General features: G+C 70.0%; 21 protein-coding genes, 1 tRNA gene and 2 pseudogenes. 9 read left to right on the forward strand and 15 right to left on the reverse strand.

Annotated features, from left to right (window positions below; translation table 11 throughout):
• Positions 1-59: 59 nt before the first annotated feature.
• Together OO67_RS17810 and OO67_RS17815 are read right to left on the reverse strand one after the other, a co-directional pair.
• The gene (locus OO67_RS17810; RefSeq protein ID WP_208861041.1) at positions 60-320 is read right to left on the reverse strand and encodes a hypothetical protein; all 261 of its coding nucleotides are present in this window, start codon (positions 318-320) and stop codon (positions 60-62) included.
• Positions 321-496: 176 nt separating this feature from the next.
• Positions 497-1,693: a hypothetical protein gene (locus OO67_RS17815; protein ID WP_157841701.1), complete on the reverse strand. Its 1,197-nt coding sequence runs from the start codon at positions 1,691-1,693 to the stop codon at positions 497-499.
• Between the two features lie 578 nt (positions 1,694-2,271).
• On the opposite strand from OO67_RS17815, the gene OO67_RS38635 reads away from it, so the two are divergent.
• The 4 genes from OO67_RS38635 to OO67_RS17835 all read left to right on the forward strand — a co-directional run bounded on the left by OO67_RS38635 (position 2,272) and on the right by OO67_RS17835 (position 3,635).
• The gene (locus OO67_RS38635) at positions 2,272-2,421 is read left to right on the forward strand and encodes a hypothetical protein (protein WP_157841702.1); all 150 of its coding nucleotides are present in this window, start codon (positions 2,272-2,274) and stop codon (positions 2,419-2,421) included.
• Positions 2,400-2,870 carry a hypothetical protein gene (locus tag OO67_RS38070; protein WP_033301473.1) on the forward strand — a complete coding sequence of 157 codons (471 nt, stop codon included), beginning with the start codon at positions 2,400-2,402 and terminating at the stop codon, positions 2,868-2,870. The genes OO67_RS38635 and OO67_RS38070 overlap by 22 nt, the downstream gene beginning before the upstream one ends.
• Positions 2,871-2,988: 118 nt before the next feature.
• Positions 2,989-3,432, forward strand: a complete 444-nt coding sequence (locus OO67_RS17830; protein ID WP_078598055.1) for a helix-turn-helix domain-containing protein — start codon at positions 2,989-2,991, stop codon at positions 3,430-3,432.
• Entirely contained in the window at positions 3,429-3,635 is a 207-nt protein-coding gene (locus OO67_RS17835) for a DUF397 domain-containing protein (protein WP_033301475.1), read from the forward strand. The genes OO67_RS17830 and OO67_RS17835 overlap by 4 nt, the downstream gene beginning before the upstream one ends.
• 154 nt (positions 3,636-3,789) lie before the next feature.
• Here the strand turns inward: OO67_RS17835 and OO67_RS17840 are convergent, their stop codons facing one another.
• The 12 genes and pseudogenes from OO67_RS17840 to galU form a co-directional block, all read right to left on the reverse strand.
• Positions 3,790-4,299 carry a hypothetical protein gene (locus tag OO67_RS17840; protein WP_033301477.1) on the reverse strand — a complete coding sequence of 170 codons (510 nt, stop codon included), beginning with the start codon at positions 4,297-4,299 and terminating at the stop codon, positions 3,790-3,792.
• A 157-nt stretch (positions 4,300-4,456) separates the two neighbouring features.
• Complete coding sequence (locus OO67_RS17845) at positions 4,457-4,897, reverse strand: dirigent protein (protein ID WP_244300254.1); 441 nt, start codon at positions 4,895-4,897, stop codon at positions 4,457-4,459.
• 389 nt (positions 4,898-5,286) lie between these two features.
• Positions 5,287-5,529 carry a hypothetical protein gene (locus OO67_RS39330; RefSeq protein ID WP_208861042.1) on the reverse strand — a complete coding sequence of 81 codons (243 nt, stop codon included), beginning with the start codon at positions 5,527-5,529 and terminating at the stop codon, positions 5,287-5,289.
• 127 nt (positions 5,530-5,656) lie between these two features.
• Positions 5,657-5,734, reverse strand: a pseudogene (locus OO67_RS40850) (hypothetical protein); the annotation flags it as partial.
• Positions 5,718-6,086, reverse strand: a pseudogene (locus OO67_RS17855) (NERD domain-containing protein); the annotation flags it as partial. The pseudogenes OO67_RS40850 and OO67_RS17855, both read right to left, overlap by 17 nt.
• 215 nt (positions 6,087-6,301) lie before the next feature.
• Positions 6,302-6,375 (reverse strand) — tRNA-Ala (locus OO67_RS17860).
• A gap of 87 nt (positions 6,376-6,462) precedes the next feature.
• Positions 6,463-7,575, reverse strand: a complete 1,113-nt coding sequence (gene sepX / locus OO67_RS17865) for a divisome protein SepX/GlpR (protein WP_435840217.1) — start codon at positions 7,573-7,575, stop codon at positions 6,463-6,465.
• A 157-nt stretch (positions 7,576-7,732) separates the two neighbouring features.
• Entirely contained in the window at positions 7,733-8,362 is a 630-nt protein-coding gene (locus OO67_RS17870) for a GNAT family N-acetyltransferase (protein ID WP_033301485.1), read from the reverse strand.
• 17 nt (positions 8,363-8,379) lie between these two features.
• On the reverse strand, positions 8,380-8,904 hold the full coding sequence (locus OO67_RS17875; protein WP_051709514.1) for a MogA/MoaB family molybdenum cofactor biosynthesis protein: 525 nt from the start codon (positions 8,902-8,904) through the stop codon (positions 8,380-8,382).
• On the reverse strand, positions 8,901-9,401 hold the full coding sequence (gene moaC / locus OO67_RS17880; protein WP_033301486.1) for a cyclic pyranopterin monophosphate synthase MoaC: 501 nt from the start codon (positions 9,399-9,401) through the stop codon (positions 8,901-8,903). The genes OO67_RS17875 and moaC overlap by 4 nt, the downstream gene beginning before the upstream one ends.
• A 124-nt stretch (positions 9,402-9,525) precedes the next feature.
• Complete coding sequence (glp, locus tag OO67_RS17885; protein ID WP_033301487.1) at positions 9,526-10,836, reverse strand: molybdotransferase-like divisome protein Glp; 1,311 nt, start codon at positions 10,834-10,836, stop codon at positions 9,526-9,528.
• A 4-nt stretch (positions 10,837-10,840) separates the two neighbouring features.
• On the reverse strand, positions 10,841-11,743 hold the full coding sequence (galU, locus tag OO67_RS17890) for a UTP--glucose-1-phosphate uridylyltransferase GalU (protein WP_033301489.1): 903 nt from the start codon (positions 11,741-11,743) through the stop codon (positions 10,841-10,843).
• Positions 11,744-11,849: 106 nt separating this feature from the next.
• Here galU and OO67_RS17895 point away from each other — a divergent pair, with 106 nt between their 5' ends.
• The gene (locus OO67_RS17895; RefSeq protein WP_033301490.1) at positions 11,850-12,443 is read left to right on the forward strand and encodes a 5-formyltetrahydrofolate cyclo-ligase; all 594 of its coding nucleotides are present in this window, start codon (positions 11,850-11,852) and stop codon (positions 12,441-12,443) included.
• Here OO67_RS17895 and OO67_RS17900 read toward each other — a convergent pair.
• Entirely contained in the window at positions 12,440-15,184 is a 2,745-nt protein-coding gene (locus OO67_RS17900) for a penicillin acylase family protein (RefSeq protein WP_033301491.1), read from the reverse strand. The two genes, OO67_RS17895 and OO67_RS17900, sit on opposite strands and share 4 nt — an antisense overlap.
• 277 nt (positions 15,185-15,461) lie before the next feature.
• Here OO67_RS17900 and OO67_RS17905 point away from each other — a divergent pair, with 277 nt between their 5' ends.
• The 4 genes from OO67_RS17905 to OO67_RS17920 all read left to right on the forward strand — a co-directional run bounded on the left by OO67_RS17905 (position 15,462) and on the right by OO67_RS17920 (position 20,006).
• The gene (locus OO67_RS17905) at positions 15,462-17,033 is read left to right on the forward strand and encodes a potassium/proton antiporter (protein WP_033301493.1); all 1,572 of its coding nucleotides are present in this window, start codon (positions 15,462-15,464) and stop codon (positions 17,031-17,033) included.
• A 337-nt stretch (positions 17,034-17,370) separates the two neighbouring features.
• Positions 17,371-18,651 carry an MFS transporter gene (locus OO67_RS17910; protein WP_033301496.1) on the forward strand — a complete coding sequence of 427 codons (1,281 nt, stop codon included), beginning with the start codon at positions 17,371-17,373 and terminating at the stop codon, positions 18,649-18,651.
• 66 nt (positions 18,652-18,717) lie between these two features.
• Positions 18,718-19,068: an FmdB family zinc ribbon protein gene (locus tag OO67_RS36820; protein ID WP_033301498.1), complete on the forward strand. Its 351-nt coding sequence runs from the start codon at positions 18,718-18,720 to the stop codon at positions 19,066-19,068.
• Between the two features lie 89 nt (positions 19,069-19,157).
• Positions 19,158-20,006: an S-methyl-5'-thioadenosine phosphorylase gene (locus tag OO67_RS17920; protein ID WP_033301501.1), complete on the forward strand. Its 849-nt coding sequence runs from the start codon at positions 19,158-19,160 to the stop codon at positions 20,004-20,006.
• The last annotated feature ends 210 nt before the right edge of the window (positions 20,007-20,216 follow it).

Below are 20,216 nucleotides of genomic sequence, written 5' to 3' on the forward strand. Positions count from 1 at the left end.
CGCGTCGGGCAGCAGCAAGCCCGCAGGAGTCAGGCTCCACGGTCGGCACCGATGTGCACCTACTCGTAGCCGAGCCTGAGGAAACGTGCCGGTTCGGCGAGGACCGTGCCGTCACTCTTCTCGTCCGTCAGGCGCGCGGCGAGGGTGGCCTCGGCCAGGCGGGGTGGGAGAGCTTCTCCGAACTTGAGGCCCCGAACCGCCCGACTGCTGACCTCAGGCAGGCACAGCCCCGCCGCGGCATCCGTGCGGGGCCACAGCTGAGGCATGAGGTCGTCGCGCAGCCTGACCCACTGGTCGCGTACCCCTCTCACCAGGGGCAACGGCCGTACGGCCTGGTCCTGTCGGGGTCGGGGAGGCGGCTGACGGGGCTGTACGGGCGCGTCGGGCTCGACCTGCCCCTCAACACTGCTGGAGAACCGGTGCCTCGGCGGCTGCGAACGCCCGCAAGGGCACGGCCTGGACGAGCAGCCCGAGCCCTTGCAGTTGGATCCAGCTGTCAGTTCCTGGGGATGCTGCCCACGCACTGGGAGAACGGCTCCCGCTGCACACACTGGAACAGTCCGCTCCACTCACTGCTGGTGTCGGCAGCACCAGCGGACACCGTTTCGGCGCAGGACTGGTCAGAAACACCCCAGAGGCTGCCCTCCGGCCAGCCCGCCTCACTCGTCCGGTTCTGCACCGAGTCGAGGCACGCCTGGGGTGCCTTCAGGCGCTTCAGCTCCTCGACGAATGCGAGGAATTCGGGATTCTGCGGCGCTTCCACCAGCTGTTCCAGCTCGGCCTTGGCCTCGCTCCGCTGTTGCTGGGTGGCGTCCGGGTCCGCGTACGTCTTCAGCGCGTCCAGGTTCTGCTGCCGGATCTGCTTGATCTTTTTCTGGTCCGGCGGCTTCGTCGGACCAACGGTCGGGTCCGGGATGATCGCGTTGCTCAGCGCGAGCAGCACCTTCTTGTTGAACTCCCGGACATCAACAGGCAGAGCCGGGTCCGTGACACGCGGAACGATCGACGACATCGCGAGCGCGAGTTCCTTGTGCTTTTTCTTGTCCGCCTTCGATGTCTTCGGGTCGTGGACGATTCGGAGCGCCTCGCTGATCCCCTCGACACCCCTCGTGAGCGCGGCCTTGTCCGACGCTGACGTCCCCGCGTTCTGTATGACCTTCAGCGCACTGGTGATCTCCTTCAGGATCTTGTTGTAGGTGATTTTGTCCGCCGCGGACGTTCTCGGACTCTTCGCTGCGGCCATCGTCGCGTCCAGCGTCTTCTTGAGTCTTTCCTTCAGCTCTTTCGGCACTTTCAGCTTCTCCAGCTCATTCTGCAGCTCCTTCTCCTCTGCCGCTGTGAGCCGCTGGACCTTCTGCTCCGGCGTCCGGGACTCCGGCGGCTGCGACCCGTCGGGATCCGACCCGGGCGGCTCCGGTGTCGTATCTCCCGGAGGCGGCTCCGGTGTCGAATCTCCCGGAGGCGGCTCCGGTGTCGAATCTCCCGGAGGCGGCTCCGGTGTCGTATTTCCCGGAGGCGGCTCGGGCGGCTCGGGCGGGGGCGGCGGGGTGGGCTCAGCAGGCGACGAGACTGCTGCTTGCGCGACATCGGGCGCCGCCGCAGCTGCGATCCCCCCTGCCGAGAGCGTGACCGCTGCGGCCAGGCAGGAGGCGCCGACCGTGCGGGAAACGTGTCGCCGGGCAGTTTTGGCCATTGCGGTTCCAGGTGCGCTTGGTGGTGTGCTGCCTTACCCTGCGGAGGCCGGCCCCAAAGGCGGCCCGGGGTGACCGGAGCTCGCTGGCTCAACGGTGAAACGGGCTTACCCGACCAACTTTTCTCCCCAGCACCGCGTTCCGCAACCCGAGTCCGGTGCAATGCGGACTGGGGGCGTTGACGAGATGGGCCGAGCGCCGGGAAATAGTCGAACAGCCTGCCGCGGCAGTACCTTCCCGCAGGCACCGGTCTCTCCCGCTGGAGCGAGAGGGAGCTTGAGGCGGTCACAGCCTCGCTCAACAGCGGGCCACGCAGGACAATCGGCTGGAGGACGCCGGGTGCACATCCCGTCGCGCACGTGCTCGGCCTCTCTTCGAGCCCCGTAGGTCCCGTCTCGCAGACCCGGGCCCGGAGGCGACGTCCGTTCCGTGGCAGAGGCGTTATTCGGGCGACGGGCGGATAGCCGTCCCGCCTCGACAGTCCGTGGCCGACTCTCCGCGAACAGTGCGCTCTGCGAACATACGTGGAAGTCCGTGCACCTTTCCATGGGTGTTCGCCTGCGAGGAAAGGCACTTACCCATGACCAAGGACCCCATCGGACTTCCCGAGGTCGACAAGGACTGGGACGTTCCCTACCAGCCGGCGGACTTCCTCGGCCTCGACCATGCGCCCATACCGTTGACCGGCAAGTCACCGGCCCCGCACTGGTGGAGTTCGTCCATCGACTGATCGCCGCCGAGGGGCCGATCCACGAAGAGGTGTTCTTCCTGCACACGCGGGAGGTGCTGCACCCGAAGTCGTTCACGACACCGAAGAAGAAGCTGATCCGGGCGGCGGTGGAGCAGCTGGCCGAGGACGGCCGGGTCGCGGTCGACGGTGAGTTCTTCGACCTGCCGGACCGCCCCTGCCGCTACGCCCGCCGCCCCTTCCCGGGCCTGACGAAGCGCACCGTGGAACGCGTGGCACCGGCGGAACGCCGGACGGCCCTCGCCGGCCTGATCCACGACGAGCCCGGCCGCCCCTACGGCGAGGTCGTGGCGGACGCCGTCCGCTTCTTCGGCTGGACCGCGGGCACGCCCGGCGCCAAGTCGGCCCTGGCGGGCGACCTGTACCGCCTGCGCGACCAGGGGCGCATCACGGGATGGCCGGACAGCCTGGTGGGTGCGGCGTCCTCGTAACTCCTGAGCGACTGCTCGGCGTCACTCACGTGACGGGCATTCATGCGGAAGCGCGTCCTTCCGGGCCGGACCGTCCTGGCCTGCTGCCACTGCTTGCCGACCGAGGGAGCGAGGGAGCATGAACGTTGCGGTGGCCGGTGCCGTCGAGGATTCCGCAGATCCGGGAGGCGGGTTCCTGCGCTGCTTCGGCCGCCAGGTGAAGCTGCTGCGCGAGGCCGCGGGGCTCACCCAGGCGGAGCTGGGGTCGAGCGTCGGATACGGCGAGGCGCACATCGCCTCGGTGGAACAAGGGCGGCGCATCCCCAAGCCCGAGATGGTGGACGCGGTGGACCGGGTCGTGGGCGGGCGGGGTGTGCTCGTTGCGATGAAGGGGGAGGTGGAGCGGGCGCGGTATCCGTCGTTCTTCCGGCAGTACGCGCGGGAGGTGCAGGACGAAAGCGCACTGCACTCGGAACCGAAGAAGGTCGGCGCCTTCGAATCGACCTACGGTGTGCTCCGGGCCCAAGCACTCACCCCGAGGGAGTCGCTGGCCTTCATCGAGAGGCTTTTGGGAGAGCAATGAGCACACAAGGACCCGTTTCGCGCGCAAGCGAGCTGGCTTGGTACAAGAGCAGCTACAGCGCGGGCAACGGCGGGGATTGCGTGGAGGTGGCAGCCGCAGACACGGCCGTCCACATTCGCGACTCGAAGCAGTCCGGAGGCCCGACCCTGCGCGTCGGAGCCGTCCAGTGGACGACGTTCGTGCGGATGGCCGCGCGCGGCTGACGTACCGAGGACCGCGTATCGGGTGCGGGTGGAGCCGGGTTCCGGCCCCACCCTCGCCCGACGGAGCAGGGGACGAACCAATCTGCCGATGGCGAGCGGCGGCAGGCACCGCAGCCACCAGCCGCAGCCACCAGCCGCCGTCAGCCGTCAGCCGTCAGCCGGGGATGATCTGACCGTTCTTGATCTGGAGGTCCTCGGCCGGTGAGCAGCCGATCGACGGCGTGATCAGCAGGCTGACGGCAACCGGTGCGGGCTCGGTGCCGGCGGTGGAGAACTTGCACACCGCGTGGCGGCCGGTCAGCGGGAACCAGAACCAGGCGTCTGCCTCGCCGACCGGAGCACGGTCCGATTCTCTCCACGCACCGTTTTTGAAGGTGAACACCTGGAGGCGCACGGATGCCGCGAGCGGATCGGTCTGCGACCTCAGAGCGGTGAGTGTGAACTTGAGGTCCCTGCCCAGGACTGATGTGGCGATCCTTCGGCGCTCTGTCGCCCGAGGCGCGGTCTGCGGTTCCTTCCCCTGACCGGCCGTCGGGCGGGCCTGCGGGTCGGTCGGCCGCGGGTTCGGCGGGCCACCGGCGGTTGCGCCGACCGTGACGGTGACGGCCGTGGCGGTGACCAGGGCGATGCCCCAGCTCATGAACGTACGGAAGTTCTTGATCACGACGTCTCCATGTGCGGTGATCGGTGCGGGTCGGGTCGCGGAGGCGCGTCGATGTCCGGGACGGGCCTGTGACGGGGGCTGCCCGACATTCATCGCGGGCGGAAGCGCTGCTCTCGCCACTGCGCATCCCGGGCGGCATCGAGACCGCCTGACGCAGCTACTTGCCGGGGAAGGACGGAGGCATCGGCGCCTCGGAGGGCATGTGACCGTCCCGGGTCCGAGGAGGCTGCACGTCGAGAATTTCGAAGGTGAGTTGCCAGGTCGCCGGCGTCAACACCCGCTGGGTCACCTGGCCGTGCGCCTTACGGAACTCGCCGGTGCCTCCGGTGATCGCGTTGACGACCGTTTTCGGTACCGGAATCCCGGCTTGCTCGCCCTGGACGGTGATCTGCCCGCCCGGCAGCACCGCGGTTGACGAGCACTGTCCCGCGTTGCGTTCGAGGTCGGTGATGACACAGAACCCGCCGAAGCGTCCGACGGGGCGTTCTTCCGCTCCCCCGGTCGACGCCAGGTTCCCGCTGAAGACGAACTGGTCGCCGACGCTGCGGCCCGTTGCCCCCAGATCCAGCTCTTCGCCGACCTGCAGCCGGGCCTCCACGCGGATGGTGCGGCTTTTCGCCGAGGAGCCGTCGGCAGGGTGGGCTGCCGCAGTCGCGGCCGCCTTCTGCGGGACCACGTCTGCCGCCTTCTGCGGGACCACGTCGGCCGACGCGGATCCGAGGGTAGCGAGCCCGGCAGAGCCGCCGAGAACCGCAACAGCGAGGAATATGAAGGGCCGGCCAGCGAAGCCCATGGTCGCCTCCGTGTGTGGGGGGGGATGAACAGAGCCAGGGCCGCCCAGCCTCGGGTCGCTTCACAGGAAGGCGCGGCACCCGAGCAGGTCGGGGGCCGTGGGCGAGAGCGGATTCCGGGGTGACGAATGCACCCGTACCCATTCATACGGGCCATCCGTCATGCGGAACGCTAATGCCAGTGATGGCGACGCGCTCAGCAGAGAGCCAGGATGAGGGCTATTGGAGTGCACCCACTGGGGGGGAAGCCCCGTTGTCCCGTCGCGACTGCCGGTTGATGCCCGGCGGGGCAGGGCGGGCCGGGGCGCCAGGCGCGCGGGTCGGACTCCGAGAGGTGACGCTCGGTGCGGCCGAGGTTGAGCGCGCTCTGGAACTCCTCGGCCGGGTTGCCGTCCCACTCCTCGTCGAACTCGTCGTACCACTGGTGCACCCACGGCACGGCCTCCTGGAGCCCTGCCAGGAGCGGGACGAAGCGAGCGTCGTCCTTCGGCCAGCCGCCCCTCTCCGCTGTCGAACCGCTGCCCGGTGCGGTCCTCCTCGCGCCGTGGCTCCCAGACCTGCTCCCACTGCTCGCGCTTGCGGAGGCCGGTCTCCTTGTAGCGCAGGACGCCGAGGTAGGGGACGTGCTCAGGCCAGGTCCGGATCGTGCAGGAAGACCGCCGGCTTGATGTAGGGGATCCGCCTCGGGTCCTCCTTCATGGCCCGGGCGGCGCGCTCCAGCCTGCTCTTGAGCTTCTTGGCCTTGAGATCGGTGAGGTGCAGCGGGTTCTTCAGGGTCCGCACCCGGTCGGCGTGGAACTGCCAGGTGTCCCCGTGATTCACCACCCGCCCCGGGTGACCCTTCAGCTCCAGCAGATACAGACCACCCGGCACGGCGATCAGCAGGTCGCTCTCGTTGACCCGGCCGGAGTCACCGGTGAACTGGAACGTCGCCCACGCCCGGTACGGCTCGGCCTGAGGCATCAACTGCCGCACATGGCCAAGCCCTTCCTGCTCCCACCGGAATCCCGAGCGGCGCGGCTGGTACCAGTGCTCAAGGCGCGGAGGAGGACCGGGCTGCGGGGCGGACGGGCCCCTCGGCTGGCGTCACCGGGAGATCTCCTGGATCCGATAGGGGCGGGCAGGGTGGTCGGAGTCTCACACACGCAGGGGCTGAAACGACGAGATCCCGGTCAGACGGTGACCGTCTGACCGGGATCTCGTGTGTGCGGTGGACCTGTGGGGATTTGAACCCCAGACCCCCTCGATGCGAACGAGGTGCGCTACCAGACTGCGCCACAGGCCCTTGCAACGAGTGAAACTCTAGCACCCTCATCGGGGTGCTCGGAAATCCGTATCCCGGCAGGTCACCGAGTCGGGTCCACCGCAGGTCTCACTCGTTGGCCGCGCGCGGCCGGTCCTCGTCGTCGTACTGGTCGAAGAGGGGCGTCCGGCCGCGGTCACGGGTGCGCTTGGGCGCGTTGCCGCGGCGGCGCGGGGCCGGGTCGGCGTCGGCCGCGGTGGTGTCGTGGCTGCCCGTCCGGGTGGGTTCGGCCGGGCTGGACCGGGCCGCGCTCCAGGTCTCCGGGTCGCCGACCTCCACCCCGCCCGTGGCGCGCGGAGCGACGGGGGCGGTGACGTAGGTCGGCAGCGGGACCGGGACCGGCTCCCAGCTGTCGCCCTGGGCCGGACCGCGCTCGCGCTGCTGGTCGACCCACTCCGCGTGGTCCGTCTGCTCGACGAGGGCGCGGCGGCCCGCCTCCTGGGGGGAGACCGTGGGAGCGGGCGCCGGCGCTTCGGGCTCCTCGTCCGGCTCGGCCGGAGCCGAGGACGCGGGCTGGTGCCTGCGGGGACGGTTCTCGCGCAGCCGCTGCGCGGCCACCTCGGCCCGGCGCCGGTCCATGGTGAAGACGAAACGACGGCGCTCCTGGGCGCGCAGATGCACGATGTACGAGCTCAGCATCACGGCCGGAACAGCCGGCGCCCACAGGAAGCGGAGACCGCCCACCGCCGCGACGACCGCGCCGAGCGTGAACGCCATGAACAGGACGGTGGTGGTACGCCGTCGGCGCGCCAGGACCTGCGAGCGCCGTCGGCGCTCACGCTCGGACTCCGCGCCGGAAGGGCGAGACCGCCGCACGGGCGCCGGACGGGCCGGTCGGTCGTGCGGGCGCTCCTGGTCCGGCCGGTCGGACACCGGGTCGCGCAACCGCGCTTCCGTATGTGCCGGGGGCGCGGAGAAGGCCCGGACGTCGACGGACTCCATTCGGTCCGTGACGGCATCCGGGTCCACGTCGCCAGGCGCCTCCTCGGCATCCCGCTCCCGCAGCTCCTTGGCATAACGGCGCTCCATGGCCGCCCGTCCGGACAGCAGCCGGATGGCGGTGCTGAAGCGTTCCGTCGGACGGGCTTCATTGAGCTCGTCCTGCCTTCGGAGCCACATCGGCACCAAGTAGGCGGCCCAGGCACCGACGATGACTGCGTAGATGAGGCCGCTGCTGCTCACGCTCACACCGTAGAGGGGTTTGCACGGCAGCATCCGCCAATTGGCCCGGTGTGTCGCACGATCCGGCTGATATGACGGACTTTTTTTGTGGTTGTTCGGGTCAACAGCCGACGAAAGTGATGCGGATTACCGTCATCCGACGATCAAATTCGAACACCTATTTCATTTCCCCGGGTGTGTGCGGCGTTCCCGGCGTACCCGGCCGCACCCTGCGCCAACGCCTCAGCAGCCCGTCGGGGACTTCCTCCGCCGTGAGGGCGAAGATCAGGTGGTCCCGCCACGCGCCGTCGATGTGCAGATAGCGTGGCCGCAGGCCTTCCGCGCGGAATCCGAGTTTCTCCACGACCCTCCTGCTGGGGCCGTTCTCGGGCCGAATGCACACCTCGATCCGGTGCAGTCCGACCGTGCGGAAACAGTGGTCGACGGCCAGCGCCACCGCGGTCGGCATCACGCCGCGGCCCGCCACACTCCGGTCGACCCAGTAGCCGACATGACCCGAGCACATCGAGCCCCAGGTGATGCCCGCCACCGTCAGCTGCCCCACGAGACGGCCCTCGTACTCGATGGCGAAGGGCAGCATCCGGCCGGCGTTCGCCTCGGCGCGCAGGTGGCGGATCATCTGGCGGTACGTGGGGCGCTGGGCCACCGGCCCGCCGGGGGCGGGCGGCGGGACGGTCGCCTCCCAGGGGCGCAGCCAGTCCCGGTTACGCCGGTTGACCTCGCGCCACGCACTCTGGTCGCGCAGCTTCATCGGCCGGAGGGTGACGGCGCCGTCGGTCAGGATCACCGGCCAGGTCCGGACGTTCAGCTCGGGCTCCCCGGCCGGGGGTGATCGCCGCCGCGCAACTGGTCGACGGCGTGCACCAGAAGCCTGCTCAGAACCGCGAGCCCGTCGCGCACTCCACCGGTCGAGCCGGGCAGGTTCACGACGAGGGTGCGGTCCGCGATGCCCGCGAGGCCGCGGGAGAGTGCGGCGGTGGGTACCTTGTCCCGGCCCTCGGCGCGGATCGCCTCGGCGATGCCGGGGACCTCACGGTCGATGACGCGGCGGGTGGCCTCGGGGGTCCGGTCGGTGGGCGAGATGCCCGTGCCTCCGGTGGTGACGATCAGGTCGTAGCCGGCTGCCGCTCCGGCCCGGAGGGCGGCTTCCACCGGGTCTCCGTCGGGTACCACCTGCGGGCCGTCGACGGCGAAGCCGAGGCCGGCGAGGGCCTCGGCGATGAGAGGGCCGCCCTTGTCGGCGTACACACCGGCGGAAGCGCGGTTGGAGGCGGTCACGACGAGGGCGCGGTGTCCGCCGCCGGCGGGGGAACTGCCGGAGGCGGTCATGCGTCCGCCCCCTCCGGTGCGGGGCGCCTGTAGTCACCGGACTTGCCGCCCGACTTCGCCTCGACCCGGACGTCCGTGATCACCGCGCTCTTGTCGACCGCCTTGATCATGTCGATCACGGTGAGCGCGGCGACCGACACGGCGGTCAGGGCCTCCATCTCGACGCCCGTACGGTCCGTGGTCTTCACGGTGGCCAGGATCTCCACCGCGTCGTCGGCCACGCTCAGCTCGACCTTCACGCCGGATACGGCGAGCGGATGGCAGAGCGGGATCAGGTCCGGGGTCCGCTTGGCGCCCATGATCCCGGCGATGCGCGCGGTGGCGAGTGCGTCGCCCTTGGGGACACCCTCGCCCCTGAGGAGTTCGACCACACGCGGTGATACGAGGACCCGGCCGCTCGCCCGGGCGACACGTGTCGTGACGTCCTTCTCGGACACGTCGACCATGCGGGCGGCACCAGCCTCGTCGATGTGCGTCAGCCTGTTCTGCGTACTCAACTCACTCCGCCTAGCGGTAGGGCGCCGGTTGCCCGCCCGCACCGCGCAGGGCGCGGATCGAGGGGCCCGGGGGCTTCCCCCGGTAAGGCACAGCGCCAGATACCGTACCGCCCTCGCGCCGAAGTCAGCGGAGGAGGATCACCTCGGCCTCCGTGCCGGGTTCGGCGGACGTGACGTCCTCGGGCAGCACGATCAGCGCGTCGGCCTGGGCGAGGGCGGCGATCAGATGCGACCCGGCCCCTCCGACGGGAGTCACGGTCCCCGCCTCGGCGTCGTATCTCCCGCGCAGGAACTGGCGCTTGCCGGACGGCGAGGCGAGCGCCTCCGCGGTGTCGAGCGTGGCCCGCACCTTCGGGCGGTGGACGTCCTGGAGCCCCATCAGCGTCAGGATCGCCGGCCGCACGAAGAGTTCGAAGGAGACGTACGAGGAGACCGGATTGCCCGGCAGCGCCATCAGGGGTGTGTGGTCGGGGCCGATCGAACCGAACCCCTGCGGCTTGCCCGGCTGCATGGCGAGCTTGCGGAAGTCGATGCCGCTGCCGGCCTCGTCCTCGTCGCCCACGGAGGACAGGGCCTCCTTGACCACGTCGTACGCTCCGACGCTCACACCGCCCGTGGTGACGACGATGTCGGCGCGGATCAGCTGGTCCTCGATCGTGGCCCGCAGCGTCTCGGCGTCGTCGGCGACCGCCGGCACACGGTAGGCGATGGCCCCGGCGTCCCGGGCGGCGGCGGTCAGGGCGAAGCTGTTGGAGTCGTAGATCCGGCCACCGGTCAGCTCCTCGCCCGGCTGCACCAGCTCGCTCCCGGTGGACAGCACGACGACACGCGGGCGGGGCCGCACCCGCACGGTCGAACGGCCGATCGCGGCGAGCAGACCGATCTGCGGCGGCCCGACGACCGAACCCGCGCGCAGCGCCAGGTCGCCCGGCCGCACATCGCTGCCCTTGGCCCGGACATGGGCGCGGGGCTTGACCGGGCGGTGGACGCGGACCTCGCCGCTCGCCCCCTCAGGGGCGGCGCTGTGGGCCCTCATGGCGGCGGCGGGGCCGCCGCCCGTCCCTCCGTCGGTCCACTCGACCGGGACGACCGCCTCGGCGCCCGCAGGGAGCGGAGCACCGGTCATGATGCGGGCGGCCTCGCCGGGACCGACGGACCGGCCGTCCGCCAGGCCCCCGTCGCCGGCCGCGACATCTCCGACGACGGTGAGGACGGCGGGGAACTCCTCGCTGGCTCCCTCGACATCGGAGATCCGGACTGCGTACCCGTCCATCGAGCTGTTGTCGAAGGGCGGCAGGGCGACCTCCACCACGACGTCCTCGACCAGGACACAGCCCTGGGCGTCGGGCAGTTGCAGCTCGATGGGCTCGAGCGGCTTCACCGCGGCGAGGATGTCGTCCAGGTGCTCGTCCACCGACCAGATCGTGCTGCTCAAGCTGTTACAACTCCTCGGTGACGTAACTGCGCAGCCAGGTCCGGAAGTCCGGGCCCAGGTCCTCACGTTCGCACGCGAGTCTGACAATGGCACGCAGATAGTCACCGCGGTCACCGGTGTCGTAACGGCGGCCCTTGAAGACGACGCCGTGCACCGGGCCGCCGATCTTCTCGTCCTCGGCCAGCAGTTGAAGGGCGTCGGTGAGCTGGATCTCGCCGCCGCGGCCGGGCTCGGTCCGTCGCAGTATGCCGAAGACGGCCGGGTCCAGGACGTATCGGCCGATGACGGCGAGGTTGCTGGGCGCCTCGGCGGGGTCGGGCTTCTCCACGAGCCCGGTGACCCGGACGACGTCGCCGTCGGTGGTCCCCTCGGTGGCCGCACAGCCGTACATGTGGATCTGCTCGGGGTCGACCTCCATGAGGGCGACGACACTGCCGCCCTCGCGCTCCTGGATCTCGACCATCCGGGCGAGAAGAGGGTCACGGGGGTCGATGAGGTCGTCACCGAGAAGGACCGCGAACGGCTGGTCGCCGACGTGCGGCGCGGCGCAGAGGACGGCGTGGCCGAGGCCGCGGGGGTCTCCCTGGCGGACGTAGTGCATGGTGGCCAGGTCGCTGGACTCCTGGACCTTGGAGAGCCGCTCGGCGTCTCCCTTGCGGGTCAGGGCGGACTCCAGCTCGTAGTTCCGGTCGAAGTGGTCCTCCAGGGGACGCTTGTTGCGACCGGTGATCATCAGTACGTCGGAGAGGCCCGCGGCGACGGCTTCCTCGACGACATACTGGATGGCGGGCTTGTCGACGACAGGCAGCATCTCTTTGGGAGTGGCCTTGGTGGCCGGCAGGAACCGGGTGCCGAGACCTGCAGCTGGGATGACAGCTTTGCTGATCCTGGGGTGCGACTGAGTCATGCGCAGAACTTTAACCGGTGCCTATGGGTGGAAGATGAGCGTCCGGTTAACTTCGTTCTCATACATCCACATAAACGAGTTATGCGAGCACCCGTTGAACCGTGACATGTCCAGAAAAGCAGCACTGCGACGCGAACTGCTCGCCGCACGACGGCTCCTCACCTCGGAGGACGTCCAAAAGGCCGCCGCGGTTCTCTCCCTGGCCGCTGCGGATCTTCCCGAGCTGACCGGCGCCCGGACCGTGGCGGCCTATGTGTCCGTGGGGCGTGAACCAGGAACCCATGCGCTCCTGGACGCCCTTCGCGCGCGGGGCGTACGCGTGCTGCTGCCGGTACTGATGGCGGACAACGATCTGGACTGGGCGGTGTTCGAGGGCGCGGAGCACCTCGTGCCCGCCGGGCGGGGCCTGCTGGAGCCGGACGGCGTACGCCTCGGGCCGCGGGCGGTCCTGGACGCGGACGCGGTCCTGCTGCCGGGGCTCGCCGTGGACGAACGCGGGATGCGGCTCGGGCGCGGCGGGGGCAGCTACGACCGGGTGCTGGCCCGGCTCTCGTCGGCCGGTGCCCACCCCGCTCTGGTCGTCCTGCTCTACGACGACGAGGTGGTCGCGCGGGTTCCGGAGGAACCGCACGACCACCCCGTGGACGCCGTGGTCACGCCTGCCGGAGCGCGGCGTTTCACGCCGCGCGACCGGACCTAGGGTTTCTTGAGCGTCAAGGTGTCGACGGTGGACCGCTTCACCGCGTTCTCCCCGAAGGACCAGTCGAGCAGTTCACCCTCGACCCACTTGTCCGTCTGATCGGTGTAGTGCGCGCTGAACGCGTGTCCGGAGGCACCGGTGAGGTTGATCCAGCGGGACTTGTCCCAGTCCCCCACGTTGACGACCATCCGCATCGACGGGACCCAGACGACCTCGTAGCCACCCGCCGCGTTCCACCCGGTGGCGTTGACCGCCGCCTCGCCGCCGCCGAGGTCCCAGGGACCCCGGTTGAGGGCCCGCTGCAGAAGGCCGGGGCCCTCGGTGCCGAGCGTCTGGTTGCGCAGGGTCAGCTGGTGCAGCCTGCCCCAGCTCCAGGTGGTGACGTCCTTTCCGAGCTCGGCGGTCAGCTCCCAGCGCGCGTCCTCCATGGCACGGGCGAAGAGCTCGTCCCGGCTGTCGATGGCCTCTTCGCGCCCCTTGGCCGGGACCTTCCACCACTCGTTGTCCTGGTCGTCCAGGATGCTCTCGACCACCTCGTACCAGCGGTCGCCCCCGTCCGGCTGCGCCGCGTCCGGGGCGCGCTGACCGCATTCCCGTACGAGCTTGCTCTGCTCGTCCACCGGTCCGGTGCCGGCGACCGGCTCCACGTAGATGCAGTCGCCCTTGGCCCGCATCTCCTTGGGGAGCTTGTTGCCGAAGGCCAGCTTGAGGATGTTGCGCCAGACGCCGTTGAAGTACGCGGCGGCGGCCGAGTCGGGCTCCTGGGTGTAGTCCCAGCCCTCCAGCAGCTTCTGCGTCTCACGGACGTACTTGTCCGAGATGCTGATCTTCTTCAGCTCGGGCACCAGCTTCGCGGCGATCGCGCTCTGGTTGTCCATCTGCATCGTCTGCATGTCGTCGGTCGAGATCTTCTCGCCGCCGTCGATCTTCGGCTGGATCAGGTCGTTGATCCGCTGGCTGCGGGCGCCGTAGCCCCAGTCCTTGGTGAGCATGTGCTCGTAACCGTCACCGATGACCGCCTGGTTGGCGGTGACGATGTAGCCGCGGGCCGGGTCGTACTCGTACGGCAGCTCGTCGAACGGGACGGGTTCCTTCTCCCAGCCGTAGTCCGCGGACCAGCCGGGGCTCGGCGTCGTGCCGTCGCCCTTGAGACGGACCGGGATCTTGCCGGGCGCCTGGTAGCCGATGTGCCCGTCGGTGTCCGCGTAGATGAGGTTCTGGGACGGCACCTCGAAGTGCTCGGCCGCCTTCCGGAAGCTCGCGAAGTCCTTGGCCCGGTTGAGCTCGAAGACCGCGTCCATGGACTTGCCGGGTTCCAGCGCCGTCCACTTCAGGGAGACCCCGTAGCCGTCGCCGCGGTCGGGCGCGGAGGTGGTGACGGGAGCCTTCTTGCCGACCTTCGTCAGCTCACCACTGCGGTCGGAGACCAGCGGACCGTTGTTGGTCTCGCGGACGGTGATCTTCCTGCTCTTCCCGCCGGCGACCTTGATGGTCTCCTCGCGGGTGACGAAGGGAACGGTCTTGCCGTCGTACCTGTATCCGTCGGCGGAGACCTTCTGCAGGAAGAGGTCGGTGACGTCCGCTCCGAGATTCGTGAAGCCCCAGGCGATGTCCGGGTTGTGACCGATGATCACACCGGGCATCCCGGAGAACGTGTAGCCGGCCGTGTCGTACTGGCAGGACTCCGAGAGCTGACGGCAGTGCAGCCCCATCTGGTACCAGAGCGAGGGGAGCTGCGGCGCCAGGTGCGGGTCGTTGGCGAGCAGCGCGTTGCCGGTCGTCGTGTGCTTACCGGAGACGACCCAGGAGTTCGATCCGATGCCGTTGCCGTTGGGCCCGAGGAGCGCCGGGATCTCGTCCAGGGTGTCGGAGAGCGCGGAGAGCTGGGTGTTCAGGCCCTCGGTGGCGCCCTCGACGGTCCCCGAGCCGATGTCGTCCGACGGCTCGGCCTCGGGGTCGTACTCGCCGGTGACCGGGGAGACCCCGCCCTGCTCGACGATCGGCTTGTTCTTCTCGTACGGGTAGTCCGGGTACAGGTCCTTGATCTGCTTCTCGCTGAGCCTGCTGGTCATCAGCGAGCGGTCGATCTCGTCCTGCATGTTGCCGCGCAGGTCCCAGGCCATCGCCTTCAGCCAGGCGACCGAGTCGACCGGGGTCCACTCGGTGGGCTTGTAGTCGTTGGTCAGGCCGAGAGCCGCGTACTCGACGGAGATGTCCTTGCCGTCCTTGCCGTCCAGATACGCGTTCACCCCCTCCGCGTACGCCTGGAGGTTCTTCTTGGTGTCCTCGTCCAGGACCTCGTCGTACTCCTTCTGCGCGACCTTGCGCCAGCCCAGCGTGCGCAGGAAGGCGTCGGTCTCGACCTGGCCGGCGCCGAACATCTCGGAGAGGCGGCCGGACGTCATGTGACGGCGTACGTCCATCTCCCAGAAGCGGTCCTGGGCCTGTACGTAGCCCTGGGCGCGGAAGAGGTCGCTGTCGGTGTCCGCGTAGATCTGCGGGATCCCGTAGTCGTCGCGCTTGACGTCGACGTCGCCGGAAAGGCCCTTGAGGTCTATCGAGCCGGTGGTCTGCGGGTAAGAGGCCCGGACCGTGGAAACGGACCAGAACGCGCCGTATCCGACACCCGCGACAAGCGCCAGCACCAGGACGATCACGAACAGGCGGGCGCGTCGCCCCTTCTTCCTGCCGGTCTTCTTCGCATCGGAAGACCCGGAAGGGGCGGTTGTGTTGGCGGGCATCGCTGTCCTTCGAGGGGCAGGGTGGTCCTGGGAGTGCTGGAGCAACCATAGGCGCCCCGCCGAAGCCACTCGGACGCGGTATGGGGATGCATCCATTTGCGCACCGGTTCGCACGAACACTCGAAGGCGTCAAGAAAACGTTAAAGATTAGGTAAGGTAACGAAGTACTGGCCGCCGGAGGACGATCCGGAAGGCGTACGCAGGGAAGGAACGGACCCTGACTGTCCACGCGCTCAACGAACTTCTGCTCGTCTGCTCCGTCGTCCTGCTGGTCGCGGTGGCGGCCGTCCGCATCTCGTCACGCAGCGGGCTCCCCAGCCTGCTCCTGTACCTCGGCATCGGCATCGCCATGGGGCAGGACGGCATCTTCGACGTCAAGTTCGACAACGCCGAGCTGACCCAGGTGATCGGCTACGCCGCCCTGGTCGTCATCCTGGCCGAGGGCGGCCTGGGCACGAAGTGGAAAGAAGTGAAACCCGCGCTGCCCGCGGCGGCCGCACTGTCGATCGTCGGCGTGGGCATCAGCGTCGGCATCACCGCGAGCGCGGCGCACTACCTCGTCGGCCTCGACTGGCGGCAGGCCCTGATCATCGGCGCCGTCGTCTCCTCCACCGACGCCGCGGCCGTCTTCTCCGTCCTGCGCAAGGTCCCCCTCCCCTCCCGGATCACCGGTGTCCTCGAAGCCGAATCCGGCTTCAACGACGCCCCCGTGGTCATCCTGGTGGTGGCCTTCTCCGCCGCCGGCCCCGTGGAGCACTGGTACGTGCTCGTCGGCGAGATAGCCCTGGAACTGGCCATCGGCGCGGCCATCGGCCTCGCGGTGGGCTGGCTCGGATCCTTCGGGATCCGCCATGTGGCGCTGCCCGCCTCCGGCCTCTACCCGATCGCCGTGATGGCCATCGCGGTGTCCGCGTACGCCGCCGGCGCCATGGCCCACGGCAGTGGCTTCCTGGCCGTCTATCTGGCCGCGATGGTCCTCGGCAACTCCAAGCTTCCGCACTGGCCGGCCACCCGGGGCTTCGCCGACGGGCTCGGCTGGCTGGCGCAGATCGGCATGTTCGTCCTGCTCGGCCTGCTGGTCACCCCGCACGACCTGCTCCAGGACTTCTGGCCCGCCGTGATCGTGGGGCTGGTCCTCACCGCCGTCGCCCGGCCCTTGTCGGTCTTCATCAGCCTCGCGCCGTTCCGCCTGCCGAAGCGCGAGAAGGCTCTGATGTCCTGGGCCGGGCTGCGCGGCGCCGTCCCCATCATCCTGGCGACCATTCCCATGGTGTCCGGGATCGAGGGCAGCACCCGGGTCTTCAACATCGTCTTCGTGCTCGTCGTCGTCTACACGCTGATCCAGGGACCGACGCTCCCCTGGCTGGCGAAGGCCCTGAAGATCTCCGAGGACCCGTCCGAGACCTCGGACCTCGGCATCGAGTCCGCTCCCCTGGAGCGGCTGCGCGGCCATCTGCTGTCCGTCGCGGTGCCCGGCAGGTCCAGGATGCACGGCGTGGAGGTCGCGGAACTCCGGCTGCCCGCCGGGGCCGCGGTCACCCTCGTCGTACGGGACGGGAACAGCTTCGTGCCCGCACCCTCCACCGTGCTGCGCCACGGGGACGAGCTGCTGGTCGTCGCGACCGACCCGGTGCGCGACGCCACCGAGGCGCGGCTGCGGGCGGTCGGCGAGGGCGGCAAGCTGGCCGGCTGGCTGGGCACGGGCGGTACGGGCGGCACGGGCGGTACGGGCCGGCAGGAGAACGGCACGGCGGACGTGCCCCACCTCGCGAAACTGGCCAGAAGGCTCGGCAAGGGCGGCGAGGCCGGCCCTGGCAGCAAGGCGGGCGGCAGGCGTGCCCACCACTGACCGGAAGCGGCGCCCGGGAGCCGGGAAGCGAAGGAAGCCGGGAGAGGGAGGTCCGCAGCCTTCACGCAATCGCAGGCGTGTGGGTGAAGTGGCCTGTAAGATGAAGGACTGGATCTCGTGATCCACACGATTCGAACCTGATCGACCAACTCTGTCTGATGCAGAGCTGGCGCGACCGTATGGCGGTCGTGGCGTCCTTTCGCCTCTCGAGCGAGCGCCCGGCATCTACCGCAGTCCCGCGCGAAGAGGACAGCTCTCGGCAGCGCCCGCACGCCCCCGCACCCCGGTGCGGGGAGCGCCGGGAGCATGGCCACCAGGCGGCAGAAAGGCATGGACCGTGGCGTCCACGGTCTCCGACCGCCCCGGTTACGGGCAGTTGCTGCGCACCCCGAGTGCGTGGACCTTCCTCCTCCCGGGCTTCGCCGCCCGGCAGCCCTTCGCGATGCTGACCATCGGCATCGTGCTCCTCGTCCAGCACACCACCGGCTCGTACGGCAGCGCGGGCGCCGTGGCCGCCGTCTCAGGCGTCTCCATGGCCCTGTTCGCGCCGCAGAGCGGCAGGCTCGCCGACCGCTTCGGCCAGCGCGCCGTGCTCCTGCCCGGCGTCCTGATGCACGCCGCGTCCGTCGGCGCCCTCACGGCACTCGCCCTGGCGGACGCCCCCCTGTGGGCGCTGTTCCTGGCGGCGGTCCCCACAGGGGCCTCCATCCCACAGGTCGGGCCGATGGTGCGGGCCCGCTGGGCGGCCCGGCTCGGCGCCGCCCCGGGGCGCCCGGCCTCCCCGCTGATGACCACGGCCGCCGCGTTCGAGTCCGTGACGGACGAATTCACGTTCGTCGTCGGCCCTGTGCTCGCGACGGCGCTGTGCACCGGCGTGCACCCGGCGGCCGGTCTGATCGCCGAGGCGGCACTGACGCTGCTGGGCGGCCTCCTGTTCGCGGCCCAGCGCTCCACCCAGCCCGCTCCCCGGAGCGCCGCCACGGCGGACGCGCCGCACCGCTCGGCACTCTCCGTACCCGGGGTACGCGTCCTCGCGATCACCTTCCTGGGCATCGGCTCCGTCTTCGGCGGCATGCAGGTCTCCCTGACGGCCTTCTCCGAGGAGATCGGCCGGCCCGGCGTGAACGGGCTGCTGTACGGGGTGTTCGCGGCCGGCAACATGCTGGCCGGGATCGCCTGCGGCGCCATCGCCTGGAAGAGCAGCCCGCGCCGCCGGCTGACGATCGGCTACGTGGCCCTGACACTGACCGCGTCCGGGCTCTGGGCCGTGCACTCCGTCCCGCTGCTGGCGGGCCTCGGACTGCTGGTCGGACTGTGCATCGCTCCCGCGCTGATCAGCGGCTACACCCTGGTCGACGCGCTCGTGCCCGCATCGGCCAGGACGGAGGCGTTCACCTGGCTGACGGGCGCGGTGGCGCTCGGCCAGGCGGCGGCCGTCACGGTGGCCGGACAGCTCGCGGACGCCCATGGCGCGAGCACCGGTTTCGTGGTGCCGCTGGCCGGCACGGCACTCGCCCTGGCGACCCTCCTGACCCTGCGCTCACGGCTGACGCCGCCGCCCGGAGGACGGACGGTGGCGCGTGGGATGGGTCACCGCGAGCCGGTCACAGTGGACTGATGGCTCGGAATACGTCAGTATGAAGCGTCGTTAGCACTCATTGAGTGAGAGTGCCAGGAGGAGCAAGTGCCGACTTATCAGTACCAGTGCACCGAATGCGGCGAGGGCCTCGAAGCGGTGCAGAAGTTCACCGATGATGCCCTGACCGTGTGCCCGAACTGCGAGGGACGCCTCAAGAAGGTGTTCTCGGCTGTCGGCATCGTCTTCAAGGGATCCGGTTTCTACCGGAACGACAGCCGCGGCTCCTCGTCGAGCAGCACGCCGGCCACGTCGTCCCCCAAGGCGTCCGACTCGTCCGCCGGGTCGTCCTCGTCGAAGCCGGACGCGAAGCCGGAGGCCAAGCCGGCCGCCTCGGCGTCGTCCTCGGCCTCCGCCTCGGCTTCTTCCACGTCGTCGAGCGGTACGTCGGCCGCCTGAGGCCGGCCGCCCACACCACACGTCTCACCCGGACCCCGCTGACCGACTCGGCGGGGTCCCGGTCGTGCGCGCCCGGTTAATCTGACCGCATGGCGAACGCAGAAACGGCTACAGCGGAAATCGGTGTCATCGGCGGGTCGGGGTTCTACTCCTTCCTGGAGGACGTGACCGAGGTCCAGGTCGACACCCCGTACGGGGCTCCGAGCGACTCCCTCTTCCTGGGTGATCTCGCGGGACGCCGGGTGGCCTTCCTCCCGCGCCACGGCCGCGGCCACCATCTCCCGCCGCACCGGATCAACTACCGCGCCAACCTCTGGGCCCTGCGTTCCGTCGGCGTACGCCAGGTGCTCGGCCCGTGCGCGGTCGGCGGTCTCCGGCCGGAGTACGGGCCGGGAACCCTGCTCGTACCGGACCAGCTGGTGGACCGCACCAAGGCCCGCACGCAGACCTTCTACGACGGTGAGACCCGGGCCGACGGAACCGAGCCCAACGTGGTGCACCTCGGCTTCGCCGACCCGTACTGCCCGCGGGGCCGCAAGGCTGCCCTGGCGGCGGCGCGCGGACGCGGCTGGGAACCGGTGGACGGCGGAACCCTGGTCGTGGTCGAGGGCCCTCGCTTCTCGACCCGTGCGGAGTCGCGGTGGCACGCCGCGATGGGCTGGTCGGTCGTCGGCATGACGGGACACCCGGAAGCGGTACTCGCCCGTGAACTGAACCTCTGCTACACGACACTGACGCTGGTGACGGACCTCGACGCGGGGGCCGAGGCCGGCGAGGGCGTCAACCACACGGAGGTGCTCGAGGTGTTCGCCGCCAATGTGGACCGGCTGCGGTCGGTGCTCTTCGACGCGGTGGCCGCCCTGCCTCCGGGCGACGACCGTGACTGCGTCTGCGCGCACGCGCTGGACGGAATCGACACGGGGATCGGGCTGCCGTAGCGCCGACAGGGCCTGATCCCCCGGTCCCGCTGCCGTAGCGCCGACAGGGCATGATTGATCCCCCGGTCTCGCTGCTTGTGTCGCGGTCCCGCCGCCTGAGCGCCAGCAGGGCCTGATGCCGCGCTCCCGCGCCGTAGCGCCGACGGGACCCGTTGCCGAGGTCCGCTGGCGCTCTGCCGGTTTCCGGCTACCGCTCGTACGGGTGGCCGG

Origin of the sequence: Streptomyces atroolivaceus (genome assembly GCF_000717025.1) — a bacterium.
In the GTDB taxonomy this organism is placed as follows: domain Bacteria; phylum Actinomycetota; class Actinomycetes; order Streptomycetales; family Streptomycetaceae; genus Streptomyces; species Streptomyces atroolivaceus.

Excerpts from the sequence above, each read along its gene's own strand:
- OO67_RS17815 (WP_157841701.1), bottom strand. The coding sequence starts at position 1,693 with ATGGCCAAAACTGCCCGGCGACACGTTTCCCGCACGGTCGGCGCCTCC.
- OO67_RS38635 (WP_157841702.1), top strand. The coding sequence starts at position 2,272 with ATGACCAAGGACCCCATCGGACTTCCCGAGGTCGACAAGGACTGGGAC.
- OO67_RS17830 (WP_078598055.1), top strand. The coding sequence starts at position 2,989 with ATGAACGTTGCGGTGGCCGGTGCCGTCGAGGATTCCGCAGATCCGGGA.
- OO67_RS17835 (WP_033301475.1), top strand. The coding sequence starts at position 3,429 with ATGAGCACACAAGGACCCGTTTCGCGCGCAAGCGAGCTGGCTTGGTAC.
- OO67_RS17875 (WP_051709514.1), bottom strand. The coding sequence starts at position 8,904 with ATGACCGCCTCCGGCAGTTCCCCCGCCGGCGGCGGACACCGCGCCCTC.
- galU (WP_033301489.1), bottom strand. The coding sequence starts at position 11,743 with ATGACTCAGTCGCACCCCAGGATCAGCAAAGCTGTCATCCCAGCTGCA.
- OO67_RS17895 (WP_033301490.1), top strand. The coding sequence starts at position 11,850 with ATGTCCAGAAAAGCAGCACTGCGACGCGAACTGCTCGCCGCACGACGG.
- OO67_RS17900 (WP_033301491.1), bottom strand. The coding sequence starts at position 15,184 with ATGCCCGCCAACACAACCGCCCCTTCCGGGTCTTCCGATGCGAAGAAG.
- OO67_RS17920 (WP_033301501.1), top strand. The coding sequence starts at position 19,158 with ATGGCGAACGCAGAAACGGCTACAGCGGAAATCGGTGTCATCGGCGGG.